The sequence below is a fragment of the Apibacter sp. HY039 genome, assembly GCF_004023655.1.
GTDB lineage: Bacteria > Bacteroidota > Bacteroidia > Flavobacteriales > Weeksellaceae > Apibacter > Apibacter raozihei.
Genome location: NZ_SAYM01000004.1, coordinates 227,675 through 248,211, shown reverse-complemented (window position 1 = coordinate 248,211; position 20,537 = coordinate 227,675). Strand labels below are relative to the sequence as shown.

The following is a 20,537-nucleotide window of genomic DNA, read 5'->3' as shown; positions in this document are numbered from 1 at the left end:
AACAACAAAAGTTTAACCCTGAAATGGAGCTTTAAGAGAATTTAGTTTCCGCCCATTTCAAAAAAACAAAAAATTATGCCAAGATCAGTAAATTCAGTAGCTTCAAGAGCTAGAAGAAAAAGAGTCTTAAAATTAGCTAAAGGTTATTTTGGACGAAGAAAAAATGTTTGGACAGTTGCCAAAAATGCTGTTGAAAAAGGTTTACAATATGCCTATGTAGGTAGAAAGCAAAAGAAAAGAAATTTCAGAGCTTTATGGATTCAAAGGATTAATGCTGGAGCCAGACAACAAGGTCTTTCTTATTCTAAATTTATAGGATTATTAAAAGACAATAAAATAGAATTAAACAGAAAAGTACTAGCAGATTTAGCTATGAATCATCCGGAAGCGTTTAAAGCGGTTGTGGATTCTGTAAAAAAATAATTTAAATAATTCGTTATCAAAATATAAAGACTGTTCATTGAACAGTCTTTTTTTATGAATTAATATGAAATAGAAGTTTACAAACGCTACAATTTTACTTTTGTTGATTAATAATCTGTTCAAATAATTATATAAATGAAATTGAGAATTATTTACTTCTGAATTTTTCGGATAAAATATACTATTACCTCATATGAGAGATATATTTTTATACGTATTATTTTTAATTAGAATAAATTAAAATAATATTATATTTGCAAAAATTTTTTTCTTATGAGTAATAAATTAAGCATTTTGGCAATCTTTGGAATTGCAGTATTAAATGCACAACATAAAGATAGTATTCAGGACAATTATTTGAAAGGGATAATCATAGAAGGTAAATATTACAAAAAATATGTTGAAAAGAAAAGTTCTTCCTCTTTGCGTTTAGACGAAGAACTTTTAAAGATACCACAAAACATATCAGTAATAACAAACAGTGTACTTCAAGATCAACAAATAACAACATTAAGTGATGGCGTAATTAGAAGTATTGCCGGAGCACAACGTTTAGAACACTGGGGAGAACTTTATACTCGCATAAATATGAGAGGTTCGCGTGCTGCAGCTTTTCTTAATGGAGTAAATATCACCTCTACCTGGGGACCTTTAAGTGAAGATATGAGTTATGTGGATCATATTGAAATTATAAAAGGGCCTGCGGGTTTTCTTATGTCAAACGGTGAACCTAGTGGAATATATAATATAGTTACTAAACAGCCAACCGGAAAAAGTTTTAACGGAAACGCAAGAATAACCTTAGGTAGCTTTGATCTGTATAGAGGAGAAGTAGATCTAGATTCTAAAATATCCGATAAAGTAGCGGTTCGTTTAAATTTAATGGCACAAAACAAAAATAGTTTTCGTAATTATGAATTTAATGATAGATATATAATAAATCCATCTATAAAAGTTAATCTTACTGAAAAAACTACCTTAATTGCAGAATATATCTATCAAAAAGCTAAAATGTCTGATGTTGGTTCTGCATATGTATTTTCATATGCCGGTTATGCGACTAAACCTGTAAAATACACTTTGTCGGATCCGGGCATAGCACCAACCAATATAGACAGTCATACGTTTAATGTTAATCTGCAACATCAGATTGACGCTAACTGGAAATTGACTACTCAGCTGACATACCTCAACGAGTATACATTGGGAAGTAGTTTATGGCCTTCGGTATTTAATAATGACGGAACTATGATTAGAAGAGTAGGATATTGGGAATCCAGTAATATTATGAAATTTGGTCAGGCTTTTTTAAACGGGAATGTTCAAACAGGGGTTATTTCACATAAAATTTTAGCAGGGCTGGATGTAGGAAGTAAAAAATATTTAGCCGACTGGAGTCAAGGCTATAATTTAGATACCGCAGAAAAACCTTTCGATACTAATTCTTCAGTTTACCAAGCTCCAAGTAATGGTTCAATTGCATTTAATAAGACTAAATCATTGGAAGAAAGGGCAGGTGCCGGATCAACAATTTCACAAACTTATTCAGGAATCTACTTACAGGACGAATTAGGTTTCTTTAAAGATGCATTACGTTTAACTCTTGCCGGTAGGTATACCAAGGTAAATCAGAATGATTATGGAACTACAAAAAAAGCGGAAAAAGTTACACCACGGATAGGATTAAGTTATTCCATAGATGAAAATACTTCTATATATACTCTTTATGATCAGGCTTTTACTCCTCAGACAGGCTTTTTAAGGTCCGGTAAATCTGTTAAGCCAATTACAGGAAATAGCATGGAAGTAGGCGCAAAAAGAGATTGGTTTAATGGGAAATTGAATACTACAATATCCATTTATCAAATTATGAAGAATAATGAATTAACTGCAGACCCTGAAAATACAGGTAGTGAAAAATATTCTATAGTATTAGGTAAAACCAGAACAAGAGGTATTGAATTTGATTTGAAAGGAGAAATTGTTAAAGGTTTTAACGTAATTGTAAATTATGCATTAACAAGTAATAAAATTATTGATTCAAATACACCGGAATTTCCTGATGGAACTAAGGTGGCAGGATATGCAAAACATACGGCAAATGCCTGGTTAGACTATATATTTTCCGAAGGTTTATTGAAAGGTTTTGGATTAACATTTGGAGGGACCTATTTAGGAGACAGAAGTACATGGAACTGGGGAGGAAATGGAAAATTATCGTTAGATGACTATGTGAAATTTGATGCGGGTATATCCTGGGAAAAATCCAATCTGAAACTCACTTTAAATGTATACAATCTTTTTGACAGATATTTATATTCAGGCTCTACCTATGGAGATTATTATTATTATCAGGCAGAGGCTCCCCGTAACTGGAGATTATCGGTAGGTTACAAATTTTAAACAAATAATATAATCAAGGGATACAGCCTGAATCGCATGTCGAAAAATAAAAAAAATAAAAAAGGAAAAGGCATCATAAAAAAATGGATAAAAAAAATCCATTTGTGGTTTGGGCTGTTTATTGGGATTCTCATATTGATAATTTCTTTGACCGGAGCATTGTATGTATTTAAAGATGATATCGAAAATATTACCCGAAAAGAATATATATATCATCGTGAAAAAAATATAGATAAAAAAGAAGTTCTTCCTATCCGGAAACTTGAAAAATTGGTTAATGCCCAGGTTCGTGAAAAATATCCTTTACATTGGGTAAATATTCCCATAAATCCCCAAATGTCATATATGTTTTACTGGTATGAGCATAATGATAATGCATGGAACTATTTCGATGAATTCCCTCTGTTTAAATTGGCCTATGTAAATCCTTACAACGGAAAAGTATTAAAAGTCTATGATGAAAAAAACGGCTTTTTCAATATAGTCAAGATGATACACTGGAGTTTTCTTTTCAAAATGGAATGGGGAAAGTACTTGGTTGGAATTCCTGTAATACTATTTGTTTTAATGCTTATTTCCGGAATTATATTGTGGTGGCCAAAAAATAAAGCCGCAAGGCAGCAAAGGTTTTGGTTTAAATGGAAAAATATTAAAAATTGGAAAAGAAAAAATTATGATTTACATAATATTCTTGGCTTTTATTCCTCTATATTCGCTTTAGTTTTGACAATTACAGGACTATTTTATTCCTTTTTAATTGTCCAGACTTTTATCTACACTTTATTTTCCGGTGGGAAAACTGAATATCCAGATTTTTCACATATTAAAACAAGTGCAGATGTTGAAATGCGTACAGATATAACCTTAGATAAAATAATAAATAAGATAAAAGAATTGTATCCACAATCTCACAGTTTTAGTCTTGACCTCGGCCATCCTCACATAGATCATCATGAACATCCAAATTTTCAGGTTTTTGTTAAACATTTAGCATATTCATATCACAAAAACAGTAGTTTGATATTTGATGAAAATTCTGGAGAATTATTGCACGTTCACAATCCTGAGAATAAAAATTTCGGAGAAAAAGTGGTTGCCGCAAACTATGACATACATGTAGGTTCAATTTTAGGATTGCCGACTAAAATTATTGCTTTTATAGTAAGTTTAATGATTGCGTCTATGCCAATAACTGGTTTTTTAATTTGGAGAGGTAGAAACAAAAAAAATAAATCTAAAAAAAATAAAGCCAAACAATACTCTATATAATTATTTAGCCTTTATATTATTTTTATCAAATAAATTTAGAATTTTCACATGCTCTTTAAACTTCTTTTAAAAAAGGGCTTAGCTTTCATTGATACTGAAAATCATCTTAAATATAGATTTGATTTTTTAAAACTCCTTTCTATTAACAACTTCAAGTCCATTAATAAATAAAATAAATTATTATAAGTGCATATTTGTATTCATATATTTCTCTGTTTTATGTAATATATGTTTAAAATGTTATATAAAAGTTATATTTTAATGTAATAAGTATATTTATATACATTGTTTTTATCTATATTTGTTATACATATTTAGTGTAAAATAAATTATAACTAACGCTCTATTAGATATGAAAATTCATTTTGCTTTTTTATTTGTTCTATTTTTTATTAATTCATTTTGTCAAGATTATGAAGTGAAAGGAAAGCTTGTTACGAATACAGGTCTGTCATTAAGTTTTGCGGAAGTATATCTTGTTACTTCAGATTCACTAATTGTTGTTCAAGAAGATTTAACCAATGAGCAAGGTTATTTTTCTTTGAATGGCTCTCAAGGAGAATATATTTTTCAGGTAAGGTATGAAGGAGATATTTTACTGGAAAAGAAAATTGTTTTGGAACGGAATTTTGATTTAGGAGATGTACAGGTTCGTTTAGCAAAAGTATTAAAAAGAATTACTGTAAATGGTGGAAAGAAATTGATTGAAAGGAAAGTGGATCGATTGATATTTAATGTTGATAATTCTGCTCAGGCTTCAGGCGGTGATGCTTTGGATGCTTTGAGGGTTACTCCGAGAGTTAAAGTGCAGAGTGATAAAATTTCTTTAATTGGTAAAAGTGTCATGCGGGTGATGATAAATGATAAGATGATAGAGCTTTCAGGTAATGATTTACTTAATTATCTGAAAACGATTCCTTCGGATAATATCAAAAATATAGAAGTCATTACCAATCCTCCAGCTAAATATGAGGCTGAAGGAAATAGCGGGTTGATTAATATAAAACTAAAAGATGCGAAAAAAGATTTTTGGAATATAACTTTGAGAAGTGCATATAAACAAGGGGTTTATCCAATAGGAATTTTTGGAGGAAATTTTAGTTATCAGAAAAAAAAATGGAGTATACTGTTCGATATTAATCATAATGAGGGGAAAAGCATTTATACTAATAATATGGAGTATGATTATCACACTTCATTGTGGAAAAACTATATTCGAAATGTAAGACTTAATAATCTGAATAGTGGAACCTTTACAGTGGGTTATGAAGTAAATAAAAAATTAAAGATCGGTCTTCAATATTTTGGGAATATAAATAGTCAAAAAGATAAAGAAATAAGTGGAAGTGATATTTTCTATAGTACTGGAGACCTTAGGTATATCAGAACCCAAGGTAAAAGCAATACAGATTCTTATAATCATTCCGTAAATCTTAATCTTTTAAATAAGTTAGATACACTGGGTAAAAACTATACAATTAATCTTGATTATTTTATTTATAATAATAAAAAGAGGAATAACTTTGCCTCTTATGATGAAATATCGGATTATCGTAATGTTTTTTCTGATAATAAAACGGTGCAGGATATAAAAAATTACTCAGCTAAAATTGATTTTACTTTACCCTATTCATGGTTTACTCTTAATACTGGAGGGAAAATTAGCTTTACAAAAACGATAAACGATTTATCGGCATTGTTTATAGATGAGCTAACCGGAAATGCAATTCCTGTAATCACGCAGAATGATTATTTTGAATATAAAGAAAATAATCAGGCGGCATACATAAGTACGGAAAAGGAGATAGAGGGGGGGTGGAATATAAAGACAGGGCTCCGTGCAGAATTAACTCAAACGGAATCTTTGTCCAGAAGTGCACATCAAAAAAATAAAAAAGATTATGTTAAATTTTTCCCTACTGTTTACATACAGTATAAATTAAATGAAAAGAATGATTTCTCTTTTAATTATGGGAGAAGAATTGAAAGGCCTTCATATTCAGATATGAATCCTAATAAATGGTATTCAAATATTAATTCTTATGCTCAAGGAAATCCTTTTTTGCAGCCTTCATTTGTAGATGCATTAGAAATCACATATAATTATAGCTCATTGTTAAGTACAAGTTTGTATTATTCAAAGGTAAAAGATGTTTTTGGTCAGCTTGTAAAGCATGAGGTGGAAAACAATGAACAGATTTTTATCAGAGAGAATTATGGGCAGCAAAATCAATTAGGGCTCAATGAGGTCGTTACGTTTAAATTTTTTCATTTTTGGAATTCATATAGTTCTTTTTCATTATACTATGATAAGCTAAAGGCGAATTCTCAGTATTTAAAAGGAATTTACTCAGGTTGGTCAGGATCTTTGTATAGTTCTCAGTCATTGGTTTTAAATAAAAATAAAACATGGTTTTTAGAGTTTTCTTATATATATAATTTACCTTCTAATAGCGGATATTTTAAAATAAATGATTATTCTGAATTTAATGCTGCAGTAAAAGTAAATTTATTAGATAAAAAATTACTGTTAGTATTTAAACTAAATGATATTTTGAAAACAAAACCTACTATTTTTATGCTATCTGATAATGTGCATCAAAGTTTTAAACAATATTATGATTCTCAGTATTTCCAGTTTTCTTTATCATATATATTTAGGGATAATAAATTGCAATTAGAAAAAAGACAAACAGGAAATGAAGAAGAAAAAAATCGTCTAAATAATTAGTATGTTGATATATTAATAGAAAAAAACCACCATTTGGTGGTTTTTTTTTCTATTATTTAAATTTTATTAATATAAATTAATGAAATTTAAATAATGTATATATATATTATTTGTATGATGTTTTTATTTTATCACATAATTTGTTAGATATCTAATAAAATTTAATTAAAAATAAATCAACAAATTATATATAATTAAATTTTAAATATAAATTAACTTATTATTAGTCTATAATGTTGATTATAATGATCAATATCATTATTTATATTTAATAAGTTTTGCTATTTTTGAATTAACAATATAAAATAAAAAAAATATGAGAGTAGAAAACAAAACAAAGTTACCAGCATTAAAAGTAAATGAAGGTTCATTGCAAGGAGGGTTTAAATCATTAAATGATTTACAGAAGAGTAAAATTAAGGGAGGTGGAAATAGCGGCTGTCTTAATTATAAATGTAATAATTCAATGCAACTTAAATAATTAGTAAAAAATATGAAACTAAACAACAAAAAACAAGTACCTGCATTAAAAGTAAATGAAGGTACATTAAAAGGAGGATTCAAAACATTAACTGACTTGCAGAAAAATAAGATAAAAGCTGGATTTAATGCAGTTTGTGGTAATAGTGGTGGTGGTGGAAATTGTAAAGGACGTAATGGGATATGTTGGTAAAATAATTTTAAATAACTATTGATATGAAAACAAAGAATATAACACAAGTACCTGCATTAAAAGTAAATGAAGGCACATTAAAAGGAGGATTTAAAACATTAACTGACTTGCAGAAAAGTAAGATAAAAGCTGGGTTTAATGCAGTTTGCCATAATAGTGTTGGAGGAGGTAATTGTAATGGTCGTAATGGGTGGTGCTGGTAATGTTTGATGATCTATAGTAACAAATTTCACTAGAATAAATAACATTTATAACCAGCAGATAAATTTATTTATCTGCTGGTTATATTTTTAAAGAATTAGTATGAAATTGAGTAAATATAATATATTTTTTTTTCACGAAGAAAATTATGTAGGATATAATTCTTTGCAAGGAGAATTTATTATGCTGGTTCCTGAATTATATGAGTTGTTTAAAGCTGCAGAAAATGAATGTAATTGGAGGGAATTAGAGCAGATTCATGTAGAATTTTATAATCATTTGGTAGAAAAAGGTTTTTTAGTACCCATTGATTTTAATGAATTAGAAGAAGTAAAAAGAATTTCAAGGCAAACGGATTTTGAAAATGATGAATTATTTGAGTTAACCGTTAACCCAACTATGAATTGTAATTTTAAATGTTGGTATTGTTATGAGACTCATATAAAAAAATCCAGAATGTCTGAAGAAACGCTTATAACGGTTTCTAAGCTAATTGATAATATTCTGACAGAAAAAACAAAGTTGAAAGAATTTAATTTGTCGTGGTTTGGGGGAGAACCTTTGCTTTATTTCAATAACGTAATTAAGCCGCTATTAGAAATTAATTATCCAAAGGTAAAGAATAAAGGGATTAAGTTTTCTTCTGGCTTTACAACCAACGGATTATTGTTGAATCAAGAAATAGTAGATGTATGTAAAAAATATAATGCGAATTATTTTCAAATAACCTTAGATGGACATAGAGAAAGACATAATCAGGTGAGGTTTATTTCTAAACAAAGAGGATCCTATGATGAGATTTTGGCTAATATATTTTTATGTTTAAAAAATAAATCGGAAGTGAGTGTACGTTTAAATATATCAGAAGAAACTTTTGAAAAGCTTCCTAACATTATAGAAGATTTTAGTATATTAACAGAAGAAGATCGAAAATATTTAAGCTTTTCATTCCATGAAGTCTGGCAAGTAGAAGAAGATATTAATGGAGAGGTTCAGGAAGTAGTTGCCTTGTTTAGAGAAGCAGGATTTAATACTTTATACAGAGGAGCTTATTCTGATGCAATAAGAGAATCCTGTTATGCTGATAAGAAAAATCATGCATTAATAAATTATAACGGAGAAGTATTTAAATGTACAGCCCGAGATTTTGAATCTAAATCCAGAGAAGGTATTTTAACAGAAGAAGGTAAAATAAATTGGAATGAAATCTATGATAAAAGAATGCATGCAAAATTTAAGAATAAACCTTGTTTAGAATGTGTGATCCTCCCAATGTGTAATGGGGGATGTAGTCAACATGCAATGGAACGTGAGGGTAAAGATTATTGTGTAATGGGATATGATGAAAATAAAAAATTAGAAATAGTTAAAGATAAATTTTTATATCTTGTATCATAGTTTTAAATAAGTTGAAAATGAAAGTAGTATATCAGCATGACCAGATGGATTGTGGGGCAGCCTGCCTTGCAATGATAAGTTCTATCTATGGCAAAGAGTATTCTTTGCAGTATTTTCGGGATCATGCTTTTATTACCATGGAAGGTATTTCTTTGCTGGGGATGACAGAAGCGGCAGAAAGGACTGGATTTGAAACTTTTTCAGCGCAGTTAACTTTAGAAAGGCTAAACGAGAACCGAGAAATGTTGCCTTGTGTACTATTCTGGAACCAAAATCATTTTGTTGTATTGCGAGAAATCCAGAAAAGTTTAATTTTAAAAAGGAATGTATACAAAATAGCCGATCCGGGTCATGGGCTTATTAATTTGTCAGAAAAAAGATTTAAAAAATCATGGTTGGCAGAAGATAATACTGGGATTGCCTTATTTTTAAGTCCGACAGAAGAATTTTTTGAACAAAATCCGTCCAGAGAAGAAAAGATAACGGTTAAGTATTTACTTAATTATATGAAGCCCTATAAAAAACAATTGTTTTTTATGTTTTTCATGCTTTTATTAGGAAGTGGATTAACTCTTATTTTTCCTTTTTTAACCCAAAATTTAATAGATAAAGGAGTAAATGCTAAAAACTTTAATGTTATAACAATTATTCTGTTAGCTCAATTATCTTTATTTTTGGGTTCCATAATTATAGAAATTATTAGAAACTGGTTAATGCTCTATGTAGGAACCAAATTGAGTATTACTATAATTTCAGACTTTTTAAAGAAATTACTAAAACTTCCAATCAAATTTTTTGATACTAAAATGATGGGAGATTTTAATCAAAGAATTCAAGACAATGAGAGGATAGAGCAATTTTTAACATCACAAAGTCTTTTAACTTTTTTTTCTATTATTACCTTTTCTGTTTTTTTTGGTGTTTTATGGTATTATGATATTTCTATATTGTTGATTTATACATTACTTACAGCTTTAGCTGTAGCGTGGTCATTTTATTGGCTTAGAAAACGAAAGAAATTAGATTATTATCGTTTTCAGCAGAGAAGTGAAAATCAAGAATCCATTTATGAAATCATCAATGGAGTTACAGAAATGAAACTCAATCAGTTTGATGAATATAAAAGAAAGGAATGGGAGCAAATACAAAATAAGTTATTCAGAATTAATATTCAGGTATTAAAAATAGATCAAATTCAGCTTTCGGGATTTGAGTTTATTAACCAACTTAAAAATATTATAGTGACCTTTATAGCAGCTAGTCTTGCAATAAAAGGAAATATTACCCTGGGTGCTATGTTAAGTATTTCTTATATAATAGGAGAGATGAATTCACCGGTAAATCAGCTGGTAACATTTTTTAGATCGTTACAAGATGCTAAATTGAGTTTGGAACGGTTAAATGAAGTGCAGAATCATCCCGTAGAAGAACAGGAAAAGTTGAAGCCGCTTATCAATAATAATAAATGGACTCCGGAAAAAGGAATAGAATTAAAAAATGTATCATTTCAGTATGAGGGGCCACGATCTCCTTATATTTTAAAAGATATCAGTTTATTTATTCCTGAAGGGAAAATTACAGCAGTAGTGGGAGCTAGTGGAAGCGGAAAAACAACATTACTAAAATTATTATTAAAATTTTATTCTCCAGTAGATGGTGAAATCATAATAAATAACTCCAGATTAGAAGATGTTTCTCCTCAAAGTTTACGTGAACAATGTGGGGTTGTAATGCAGGACGGATTTATTTTTTCAGATACTATTGAAAGAAATATTGCAACCAGTGATGAGCAAATAGATGAAAAAAAATTAAGAAATGCTGTTAAAGTAGCAAATATTAGTAATTTTATTGAGTCACTACCTTTAGGATATAAAACAAAAATAGGATCATCAGGAAATGATGTTTCTGGAGGACAGAAACAGAGAATATTGATAGCTCGTGCAGTGTATAAAGATCCACAATATATATTCTTTGATGAGGCAACTTCTGCCTTAGATGCAGAAAATGAAAGAATTATTCATGATAATCTACAGGATTTTTATAAAGGAAAGACAGTGGTAATAATCGCTCATCGATTAAGTACGGTAAAGAATGCAGATCAGATTATTGTATTAAAAGAAGGACAAATAGTAGAAAAAGGAAATCACTCACAATTAGTTAATAATCATTCAGACTATTATCATTTGGTGAAAAATCAATTAGAACTAGGAGGGTAGAAACAAAAAAAATAAATCTAAAAAAAATAAAGCCAAACAGTTAGATTTATAACTGTTTGGCTTTTTATATTATTATAATAAATTTACTATAAAAGTTCGTTAGCTAAATTGGCTAATTCGGATCGTTCCCCTTTTTCAAGGCGTATATGAGCAAAAAGATTTCGACCGTGGATTCTGTCAACTAAATAAGACAATCCATTGCTTTGTTCATCAAGATATGGAGTGTCAATCTGCTTAACGTCTCCGGTAAAAATAAATTTAGAATTTTCTCCCGCTCGTGAAATTATAGTTTTCACTTCGTGAGGAGTTAGGTTCTGAGCCTCATCCACAATAAAAATCACGTCTGATAAACTTCGGCCTCTTATATAAGCAAGGGGTGTGATGAGTAATTTTTCCTGTTCAACCATTTGCGATATCTGTTTAAATTCTTTATCATTTTCATTAAACTGATTTTGTATAAATTTCAGATTATCCCATAAAGGTTGCATATAAGGATCCAGTTTAGATTTTATATCTCCGGGTAAAAATCCAATATCCTTATTACTTAAAGGAATAATGGGTCTGGCTAGATAAATTTGTTTATAATCTCTTCGTTCTTCCAGAGCACTAACCAATGCCAATAAAGTTTTTCCAGTACCGGCCACACCATGAAGTGCAATTAACTTTAATTCCGGTTTAGCCATCACATACATTGCAAAAGCTTGTTCCGCATTTCGAGGATTAATCTTATAAAATGCCTTTTTGCTTACTACTTCAAGTTCCTCAGTAAAGGGATTATAGTAGGCAAGAGCAGAAGACTTTCTTCCTTGTAGAATATAACATGCGTTAGGATATATGTTTAATTTTCCTTTAATTTTAGAATACGGAATTACTTGTTTTTTGTGAATTTCATCAATAAGCTGCTGATCAAAATTTTCAACCTTTTCGATTCCGGACGGAAGATTATCTACTTTTACCTTTCCTGTTTCAAAATCTTCTGCATTTAATCCGATAGCACGAGCTTTGAGCCTTAGATTAACATCTTTAGATACCAAAGTTACCGTTCTGTCTTTTTCATCTTCCTTGAGTTTCAGGCATACATTCAGAATTTTATTATCCATGGAATTAGAATCAAAAATTTTGGTAGCAGAATAGCTCACTCCATTCGTGGACATAACAATTTTAAATTTTCCTTTATTCTCACCCGGTAAATCAATCCAGTTATTAATATCTTTATTAAGTGAACATTTATCAAGAAAACGAATAAATTCACGGGCCTCGTAATTTTTAGTGTCATTACCCTTTTTAAAATTATCCAATTCTTCTAATACCGTTATTGGAATGACAATATCATGTTCGGCAAATAAGGTGATTGATAAATGGTTAAATATGATTACGGAAGTATCCAGAACAAAAATCCTTTTTTCGGATACAATTTTTTTCTTAGCCATAGGTTTATATAAGGTTTATAGCTAATTTATAAAAGATTTCGTAATTATTTGAAAAATATTTTAAAAAGGCATATCTGCATCCTGATCATTAATATTATCATCTATTCCGAAAGAATCGCTGGGATTAATAGAAGGCAAATTGATAGCGCTTTCAAATGAACTTTCATCATTAATTCTGCTTTCAAAAGTAGTTGAAATATCATTGCCCTGATCACCCCCAGAGTAGAAATTATCATCCAGATCAGAAAATTTAGCCTGAGAACTGGTAAACTTAAGTCTTACATCCTCAAGAGCACCGTTACGGTGTTTAGCTATAATAAATTCTCCTTGCCCTGAACATGGTGTACCATCTTCCCATGTTTCCAGTTTATAATATTCAGGTCTGTATATAAATGTAACAATATCGGCATCCTGTTCAATTGCACCCGATTCCCTCAAGTCGGAAAGTAAAGGTTTTTTACTTCCCCCTCGTGTTTCAACCGAACGCGATAACTGGGATAAAGCAATTACCGGTATTTCTAACTCTTTAGCAATAGCCTTTAAGGAACGGGATATAGTTGCAATTTCCTGTTCTCGGTTTCCTATGCCTTTTCCACCGGCAGACATTAATTGTAAATAATCTATCATGATTATTCGTACACCGTGCTGAGATACCAGTCTTCTGGCTTTTGCACGAAGATCAAATACAGAGATACCCGGAGAATCATCAATGAAAATTGGCGCTTTTTCCAACTTATTAACCCTCGAATAAAGTTGTTGCCACTCAAGTTCTGATAAATTAGCTTTTCTTAATTTTTCAGACTCTATTCCCGTTTCACTCGAAATCATACGCATCATAAGCTGTTCAGCTGACATTTCCAGAGAAAATATTCCAATAGGAACCTCAGAGCTTATGGCTATATTTCTGGCCATGGATAAGATAAATGCTGTTTTACCCATACCCGGTCTTGCGGCAATAATAATTAGATCCGAAGGTTGCCAGCCAGCTGTAATTTTATCGACATGTTTAAATCCGGAAGGAATTCCACTCATTCCTTGTTTAGATTCAAGGGATTTAATTTTTTTTAATGCATTTGATACTAAGTTTTTAGCTTCATTAAAAGTTCTTTTTAAAGTACCGTTTGTTATTTCATATAACTGACTTTCAGAGTAATCTAATAAATCAAAAACATCTGAAGTTTCGTCATATGATTTTTCAATCATATTCGAAGAAATTTCAATGAGTTTTCTCAAAATATATTTTTCCAGGATAATGCGTGAATGATATTCAATATGGGCGGAAGAAGAAACTTTATTAGAAAGCTGGATGAGGTTAAAATCACCACCGGCAGCTTCTAATTTTCCCTGCGAACGTAATTTGTTGGATATAGTAAGAATATCTATAGGTTCAGTTTCTTTAAATAAATCCTCAATTGCCTCATAAATAAACTGGTGTTCCTTTTTATAAAAAACCTCAGGAGACAGTATATCAATAATTTCATCCAGTCCTTTTTTATCTATCATCATAGCCCCTAACACGGCTTCTTCAAGCTCAACTGCTTGCGGGGGAAGCTTACCTTTTTCCAAGGTTATGATTTTGTTTGACTTAGTGAAATTATTTGATTTTGATTCTAACTGTTCCATAGATCTTCAAAAGTATAGAAAAAATAGATATATATAAATCATTTTTGTGAACAATTTTCAGACCTTTAGCCAGCGAACATGAGAAGACTTATTAACAAAAATTGTTAATTAAGTTTGTTGATGGTTACTAATACCTCATTCAAATTGCTCTTATCAATAAACTGTTAATATTTTTTAAAAGCAGTGCTCAATAATATTTATATCTTTGTTTATATGAAATGGGAGGAAGTAATAGGCCAGGAATTATTAATTAAACAATTAAAAGACTCAATCAGCGAAAACAGAATTAGCCATGCCCAATTATTCATTGGTAAATCAGGGTATGGTCTATTAGCGATCGCTTTGGCTTATGCTTCAGAAGTTCTTTGTTCAGGATCGGAAAGCTGTTACAAGCAAACAGAAAAGCTTCAACATCCGGATCTTCATTTTTCTTTTCCTACAATTAATAATGCTTCTGAAAAAAAAGAAGCGATTAGTTCAGATTATATAGCTCAGTTTCGAGAGTTTGTATTAAAAAGTTCCTACCAAAATATTAATCAATGGTATGAGTTTTTGAACGAAGATAAAAAACAAGGTTTTATATCTGTTAAGGAAATGGAAAATATCATTGAGAAGCTGAATTTAAAAAGTTTTGAAGGAGGATACAAAATTCAGTTGATATGGATGGCTGAAACCATGCGTACAGAAGCAGCGAATAAGTTATTGAAAATTCTTGAAGAGCCTCCTGCTAAAACTCTGTTTTTACTTTTAGCGGAAGATGAAAAAAAAATATTACCTACTATTCTATCCAGATGTCAAAAAGTAGACATTCATCGTATTGACGAAGGAAAAATAGTAACCGAGTTACAGTCTGTATTTGGGGTTGATGAACAGAAAGCTTCTCAAATAGCCTCCAGGGTAGAAGGAGACTGGGAGCTAGCTTCGAATTTGGTTATAAATAGCCATCTTCAGGAAGAATTCGAGCAATATTTTATACGTTGGAATCGTGCCGCAGTGATGGCTCCGAAAAAACCTGAGTTCCTTAAGGAAATCGTAGATTGGTCTATGGAAATTTCTGGCTGGGGGAGGGAAAAGCAAAAGAACTTTCTTCAATTTTGTGCAGAAATATTTAGGCAGGCACTTCTCGAAAACTATCAGGCCGGGCAGCTGATAAATAATCCTCTTACCTACAACAATTTCAAATGGAAAAGTTTCAGTTCGTTTGTTCATGGGAATAATATTGAAGATATTATGGAGGAAATAAACGCTGCATTTTTTCATATCGAAAGAAATGGTAATGCCCGCATAATCTTTTTAGATATGGGAATAAAGCTGACTCGATTCTTAGCTAGGAAGAGAGTATAAAAGAATAAAAAATCAATGATATATATCATATTCTTTCTTTTAAATCATTTGTCAGTAGACAAAGTGATTAATCTAAGTTGTTATTAAACAATAAACTAGCTTATAATGCTATTTAGAATAGTTATAAATTAAGCTTTTGCGCTATATATATCAAAAAAAACGTTTGGCGATAAACTTCATATTTATATTTTTGCAATAGTCACTTTTTGTGGGACAATCTATATCTATATTATAATTACAAGTAAAGTTTCATTCAATTGAAATCAATTATTATGAATAAAATTATAGCAGTATGTATGCTGGCTCTCTTTACCGGCATTTCTGTTTTTGGACAGGATGTTACTGGAGATGCAAAGAAAGGAGAGACATTATTCAAAGCCAATTGTACCGCCTGCCATGCTTTAGACCGGAAATTGGTAGGACCTGCACTTAAAGGAATCGTAACTTCTCTTGCCGCTGAAGGAGTAACTAAAGAATGGATTCACAAGTGGGTAATGAACAATGAAGCTCTTAGAAAAAGCGGTGATAAACGAGCGAATGAAATTTATGAAGAATATAACAAAGCTTCCATGGATATCTTTGAAGGTCGTTTATCTGAACAGGACATTGAAGATGTTCTTACTTATGTAAACAATCCACCGGAACCTAAAGAGGAAGAAGTAGCCGCTCCTGCAACCGTTCAGAAAAGTGATGCTCAGGATACTAAGCTAATTTTACTGGCTTTTTCAGCTATTGGCGTTATTTTGATCCTTACATTACTTAAAATCAATACCCTTGTAAAACTTAAAACAGCGAATTCAGAATTGTCTGAATTGCAAGCAACTAAAATCAGGTCTTTTTCTCAGTTTTATGAGAGGTACAAAGGATTTACTTATATATTAGTTGGTTTAATGCTGGCACTATCTTTATACGGATTTTGGGCTTGGTTAATGGGCATTGGAGTAGATAAAGGATATGCTCCTGAGCAGCCAATATACTTCTCGCATAAAATTCACGCCGGTGAAAATAATATAGACTGCCAGTTATGTCACTCAGGTGCTAAATATGGTAAGGTTTCTGAAATTCCATCTCTAAGTGTTTGTATGAATTGTCATAGAAATATTAGTGAATATACAGGAAAATATGTAGAACCTGGAAAATCTAAAGAGTTTTATACAGGCGAAATCAAAAAATTATATGAACATGTAGGATGGGATGAAGACAAACAAGCCTATACAGGAAAGCAAACACCTGTTAAATGGGAGCGTATTCATAACATGCCTGATTTTGTTTATTTCAATCACTCACAACACGTAGTTGCAGGAGAAAAAGCAATAATTTCATCCTACAATAAGAAAAATCCGAACAATCAGATTGATGTGGTATGTAAAGCTTGCCACGGAGCTATAGATACTATGAATGTTGTTAGGATGGCTAACGACTTCACCATGGGATGGTGTGTCGATTGCCATAGAACAACCGAAGTAGATATGAATAACGGGTATAACGCAGCTTACTTTAATAAACTTCATGACAAGCTGAAAAAACAATATGGAGAAGATAAATCTAAGATAACAGTAGATGCTATCGGAGGTTTGGAATGTGGTAAATGTCATTATTAATCAATTAAAATCATTAGAAGATCAACATGGCTTCAAAAGATAAAATAAAGTTCAGAAGTATAGAAGAATTAAATGATCCTTCTCTAACTGAAAAATTAGCGAGAAATGAATTTGTAGAGGAACTTCCGATTGATGAATTTTTAGGCGATGACAATGCAATGTTCTCAACTAAGACTTCCCGAAGAGACTTCTTAAAATTCTTAGGGTTTGGAACAGCAGCAGTCACTCTTGCTGCCTGCGAGGCTCCGATTACCAAATCTGTTCCTTATGTAGTAAAACCTGAAGGAATAATTCCGGGAATACCTAATTATTATGCATCTACTCTTTTTGACGGATTCGATTTTGCTAGCGTTTTAGTTAAAACCCGAGAAGGTCGACCTATCAAAATAGATAAAAATACAAATGCTAATTTATTTGGTGGTTGCACAGCAAGAAGTTTAGCTTCCGTGCTGTCCCTTTATGATAACAATCGAGCCAAAGGACCGGTACTTAATAATGCAGATACAGATTGGAAAACTTTAGATGCTTATGTATTAAAAGGTCTTAATGAGGCAAAATCGACAGGAAAAAAAGTAGTAATCTTAACACCGTCATTACCCTCTCCATCAACCAAAAAAATTATTTCAGATTTTAAAGCCGAATATCCGACTACTGAGCATGTAGTATACGATTCAATATCATACGCACCTGCACTAGATGCAGCTCAGGAGGTTTTCGGGGTTCGTGCATTACCTATATATGATCTCTCCAAAGCCGAATTATTGGTATCATTTGGAGCAGATTTTCTAAATGACTGGAATGGAGGGCATTTAGAAGAAGGATATGCGAAAGCGAAAACACCGGGTCAGAATATGCTTAAACATATTCAAATTGAATCAAATTTAAGCTTATCAGGGGCTAATTCAGATGAAAGAATTCCTTTAAAACCTTCTGCCGTACAAAAATTTTTAGCAGAAGTTTATAAAGCTATCGATGGTGTATCAACCGATGCAAATGCAAAAAAAATTGCGGACTTGTTAAAAGCAAAAGGTTCAAAAGCTGTTGTTTTTGCTGAAGGAGATAAATCTTCATATGTGTTGGCTAATCTGATTAATCAGAAAATAAACTCTGAAGTTATTAGAAAAGATAAAGTTCTTTTAAGTAAAGAATCTGATGACACCAGATTTGAAGAATTTGTAAATTGGATGTCATCCGGACAGGTAGGTGTTTTATTAAACTTTAATACAAATCCTGTTTATTCTTATTATGACAGTGCTAAGTTAACTCAATTGTTAACTAAAATACCATGTTCAGTATCATTAACAGAATATGCAAACGAAACAGCTTCAACCGCAAAAGCATTAGCTCCGGTTCCTCATTGGTTAGAATCATGGGGAGATTTAAATCCAGCTACAGGAGTTTATTTGTTATCTCAGCCGACAATACAGAGAATTTTTGATACTCGCCAGTTTCAAGATTCACTTCTAGTATGGAAAAATCAGCCGGCAAAAAATATTTCATCCACTTCCGAAGCTAATAAAATCACTTCAGATTCTACCTCAAACGATTCTGTGTCAATAGCTGCTTCATCAGTAAGTGCAGATGGAACTACACAGTTTAACTCCGCATATACTACAGCTACCGCGACACCGGTACAAACGAATGCATATTATACCTTTTTAAAACAATTCTGGCAATCTCAACTAGGAGGTATGTTAGGATATAGCTTTAATCAGGCTTTATATAATGGATACAACGAAACATCAGAAAGTATATCATTAACCGCTAGTGGTGGGGATGCTCAAAAAGCTTTATCTGCACTTTCTTCTATAAAAGCGGGTAATTTAGAACTAAATTTATATACAAAAACAGCAATAGGAGATGGAACACAGGCCAATAATCCTTGGTTACAGGAATTACCAGATCCTATTTCAAGAATAGCTTGGGACAACTATCTAACTATTTCTGAAGAAGACGCTAAAAAATTAGGAATTAAAAATAAAGTAAATGGAAGAATGCAATTAGATGGTTCTTTAGTTAATTTAACAATTAACGGAAAAGAAGTAATCAAAAACATTCCCGTATTTATTCAACCGGGACAGGCACATGGTTCTGTAGGATTAGCCATAGGATACGGACAGGCAAAATCAGGAAAAGTCGGTCAAACCGGAATTAATGCTTATCCGGCTTATTATAAGTCAAATTTTTCACAATACAGTGTGGAAATAAAGCCTGCTGAGGGAATGCATGAATTTGCCTCTATGCAGATGCAAGGTACCTTAATGGGAAGGTATGAAATAGCGAGAGAAGTTCCATTAGATACCTACTTGAATACAGATTCGAAAGAATGGAATCCTCAAATGTCTATGCAGACTTATGTTGGAGAAATGCCGATTGGAAAGATAGACCTTTGGAGAGATTATGACAGTACCGATGGACCTCATTTTAATCTATCAGTTGATTTAAATGCATGTACAGGTTGTGGTTCTTGTATTATTGCTTGCCAGGCAGAAAATAATGTGCCGGTAGTAGGAAAAGAAGAAATGAGAATGTCAAGAGATATGTATTGGCTACGTATTGATAGATATTACTCATCTAAAAAGAAAATTGAACAAAAGCAGGAAATTCTGGAAAACTTGGATCAGGTTCCTATGTATAAAGAACTTATAGATCCTCATCCAACCAATCCGGATGTAATTTTTCAGCCGGTTATGTGTCAGCATTGTAACCATGCACCATGTGAAACCGTTTGTCCGGTAGCAGCAACTTCACATGGAAAACAGGGGCAAAACCAAATGGCTTACAACCGATGTGTTGGTACAAGATATTGTGCTAACAACTGTCCATATAAAGTACGTAGATTTAACTGGTTTAACTATGCTTTAAATGATAAGTTTGATTACAATATGAATAACGATTTAGGGCGTATGGTTCTTAATCCTGATGTAGTGGTTCGTTCACGGGGGGTTATGGAAAAATGTTCTATGTGTATTCAAATGACACAATCAACAATTCTTGAAGCTAAAAAACAAGGAAGAAGAGTAGAGGACGGAGAATTCCAGGTGGCTTGTTCAACTGCATGTTCTACAGGAGCTATTAAATTTGGTGACATGAATGATCCAAATTCAGAGATACTTAAATTATCTAAGGATAAAAGAAAGTATGTATTATTAGAAGAAGTTGGAACCAAGCCGAATGTGTTCTATCAATATAAAGTAAGAAACAGAAAAGAATCATAAAATATTA

The 20,537-nt window shown here is 31.5% G+C and carries 14 protein-coding genes; 12 read left to right on the top strand and 2 right to left on the bottom strand.

Annotated elements, in window-relative coordinates; all coding sequences use genetic code 11:
• Positions 1 to 75 precede the first annotated feature (75 nt).
• From rplT to EQ921_RS10325, 9 genes are all read left to right on the top strand, one after another.
• The gene (gene rplT / locus EQ921_RS10360; protein ID WP_128149488.1) at positions 76 to 423 is read left to right on the top strand and encodes a 50S ribosomal protein L20; all 348 of its coding nucleotides are present in this window, start codon (positions 76 to 78) and stop codon (positions 421 to 423) included.
• Positions 424 to 696: 273 nt separating this feature from the next.
• Entirely contained in the window at positions 697 to 2,826 is a 2,130-nt protein-coding gene (locus tag EQ921_RS10355) for a TonB-dependent siderophore receptor (RefSeq protein WP_128331594.1), read from the top strand.
• 36 nt (positions 2,827 to 2,862) lie between these two features.
• Entirely contained in the window at positions 2,863 to 4,095 is a 1,233-nt protein-coding gene (locus EQ921_RS10350; RefSeq protein ID WP_128331593.1) for a PepSY domain-containing protein, read from the top strand.
• Positions 4,096 to 4,447: 352 nt separating this feature from the next.
• Complete coding sequence (locus EQ921_RS10345) at positions 4,448 to 6,826, top strand: outer membrane beta-barrel family protein (RefSeq protein ID WP_128331592.1); 2,379 nt, start codon at positions 4,448 to 4,450, stop codon at positions 6,824 to 6,826.
• A gap of 316 nt (positions 6,827 to 7,142) precedes the next feature.
• Positions 7,143 to 7,307, top strand: a complete 165-nt coding sequence (locus EQ921_RS14765) for a hypothetical protein (protein WP_164875625.1) — start codon at positions 7,143 to 7,145, stop codon at positions 7,305 to 7,307.
• A gap of 12 nt (positions 7,308 to 7,319) precedes the next feature.
• Complete coding sequence (locus EQ921_RS10340) at positions 7,320 to 7,499, top strand: hypothetical protein (protein ID WP_128331591.1); 180 nt, start codon at positions 7,320 to 7,322, stop codon at positions 7,497 to 7,499.
• Positions 7,500 to 7,522: 23 nt separating this feature from the next.
• Positions 7,523 to 7,702, top strand: a complete 180-nt coding sequence (locus EQ921_RS10335; RefSeq protein WP_128331590.1) for a hypothetical protein — start codon at positions 7,523 to 7,525, stop codon at positions 7,700 to 7,702.
• A gap of 100 nt (positions 7,703 to 7,802) precedes the next feature.
• Entirely contained in the window at positions 7,803 to 9,098 is a 1,296-nt protein-coding gene (locus EQ921_RS10330; RefSeq protein WP_128331589.1) for a radical SAM/SPASM domain-containing protein, read from the top strand.
• Between the two features lie 17 nt (positions 9,099 to 9,115).
• On the top strand, positions 9,116 to 11,314 hold the full coding sequence (locus EQ921_RS10325; RefSeq protein ID WP_128331588.1) for a peptidase domain-containing ABC transporter: 2,199 nt from the start codon (positions 9,116 to 9,118) through the stop codon (positions 11,312 to 11,314).
• An 86-nt stretch (positions 11,315 to 11,400) separates the two neighbouring features.
• Here the strand turns inward: EQ921_RS10325 and EQ921_RS10320 are convergent, their stop codons facing one another.
• Together EQ921_RS10320 and dnaB are read right to left on the bottom strand one after the other, a co-directional pair.
• Complete coding sequence (locus tag EQ921_RS10320) at positions 11,401 to 12,744, bottom strand: PhoH family protein (RefSeq protein ID WP_128149482.1); 1,344 nt, start codon at positions 12,742 to 12,744, stop codon at positions 11,401 to 11,403.
• A gap of 60 nt (positions 12,745 to 12,804) precedes the next feature.
• Positions 12,805 to 14,367 (bottom strand): replicative DNA helicase, encoded by a 1,563-nt coding sequence (dnaB, locus tag EQ921_RS10315; RefSeq protein WP_128149480.1) that lies wholly within the window; start codon positions 14,365 to 14,367, stop codon positions 12,805 to 12,807.
• A 213-nt stretch (positions 14,368 to 14,580) separates the two neighbouring features.
• Here dnaB and EQ921_RS10310 point away from each other — a divergent pair, with 213 nt between their 5' ends.
• From EQ921_RS10310 to EQ921_RS10300, 3 genes are all read left to right on the top strand, one after another.
• Positions 14,581 to 15,711, top strand: a complete 1,131-nt coding sequence (locus tag EQ921_RS10310) for a DNA polymerase III subunit delta' (protein WP_128331587.1) — start codon at positions 14,581 to 14,583, stop codon at positions 15,709 to 15,711.
• 272 nt (positions 15,712 to 15,983) lie between these two features.
• On the top strand, positions 15,984 to 17,312 hold the full coding sequence (locus EQ921_RS10305; RefSeq protein ID WP_128331586.1) for a c-type cytochrome: 1,329 nt from the start codon (positions 15,984 to 15,986) through the stop codon (positions 17,310 to 17,312).
• 26 nt (positions 17,313 to 17,338) lie between these two features.
• Positions 17,339 to 20,530, top strand: a complete 3,192-nt coding sequence (locus EQ921_RS10300) for a TAT-variant-translocated molybdopterin oxidoreductase (RefSeq protein ID WP_128331585.1) — start codon at positions 17,339 to 17,341, stop codon at positions 20,528 to 20,530.
• Positions 20,531 to 20,537 lie beyond the last annotated feature (7 nt).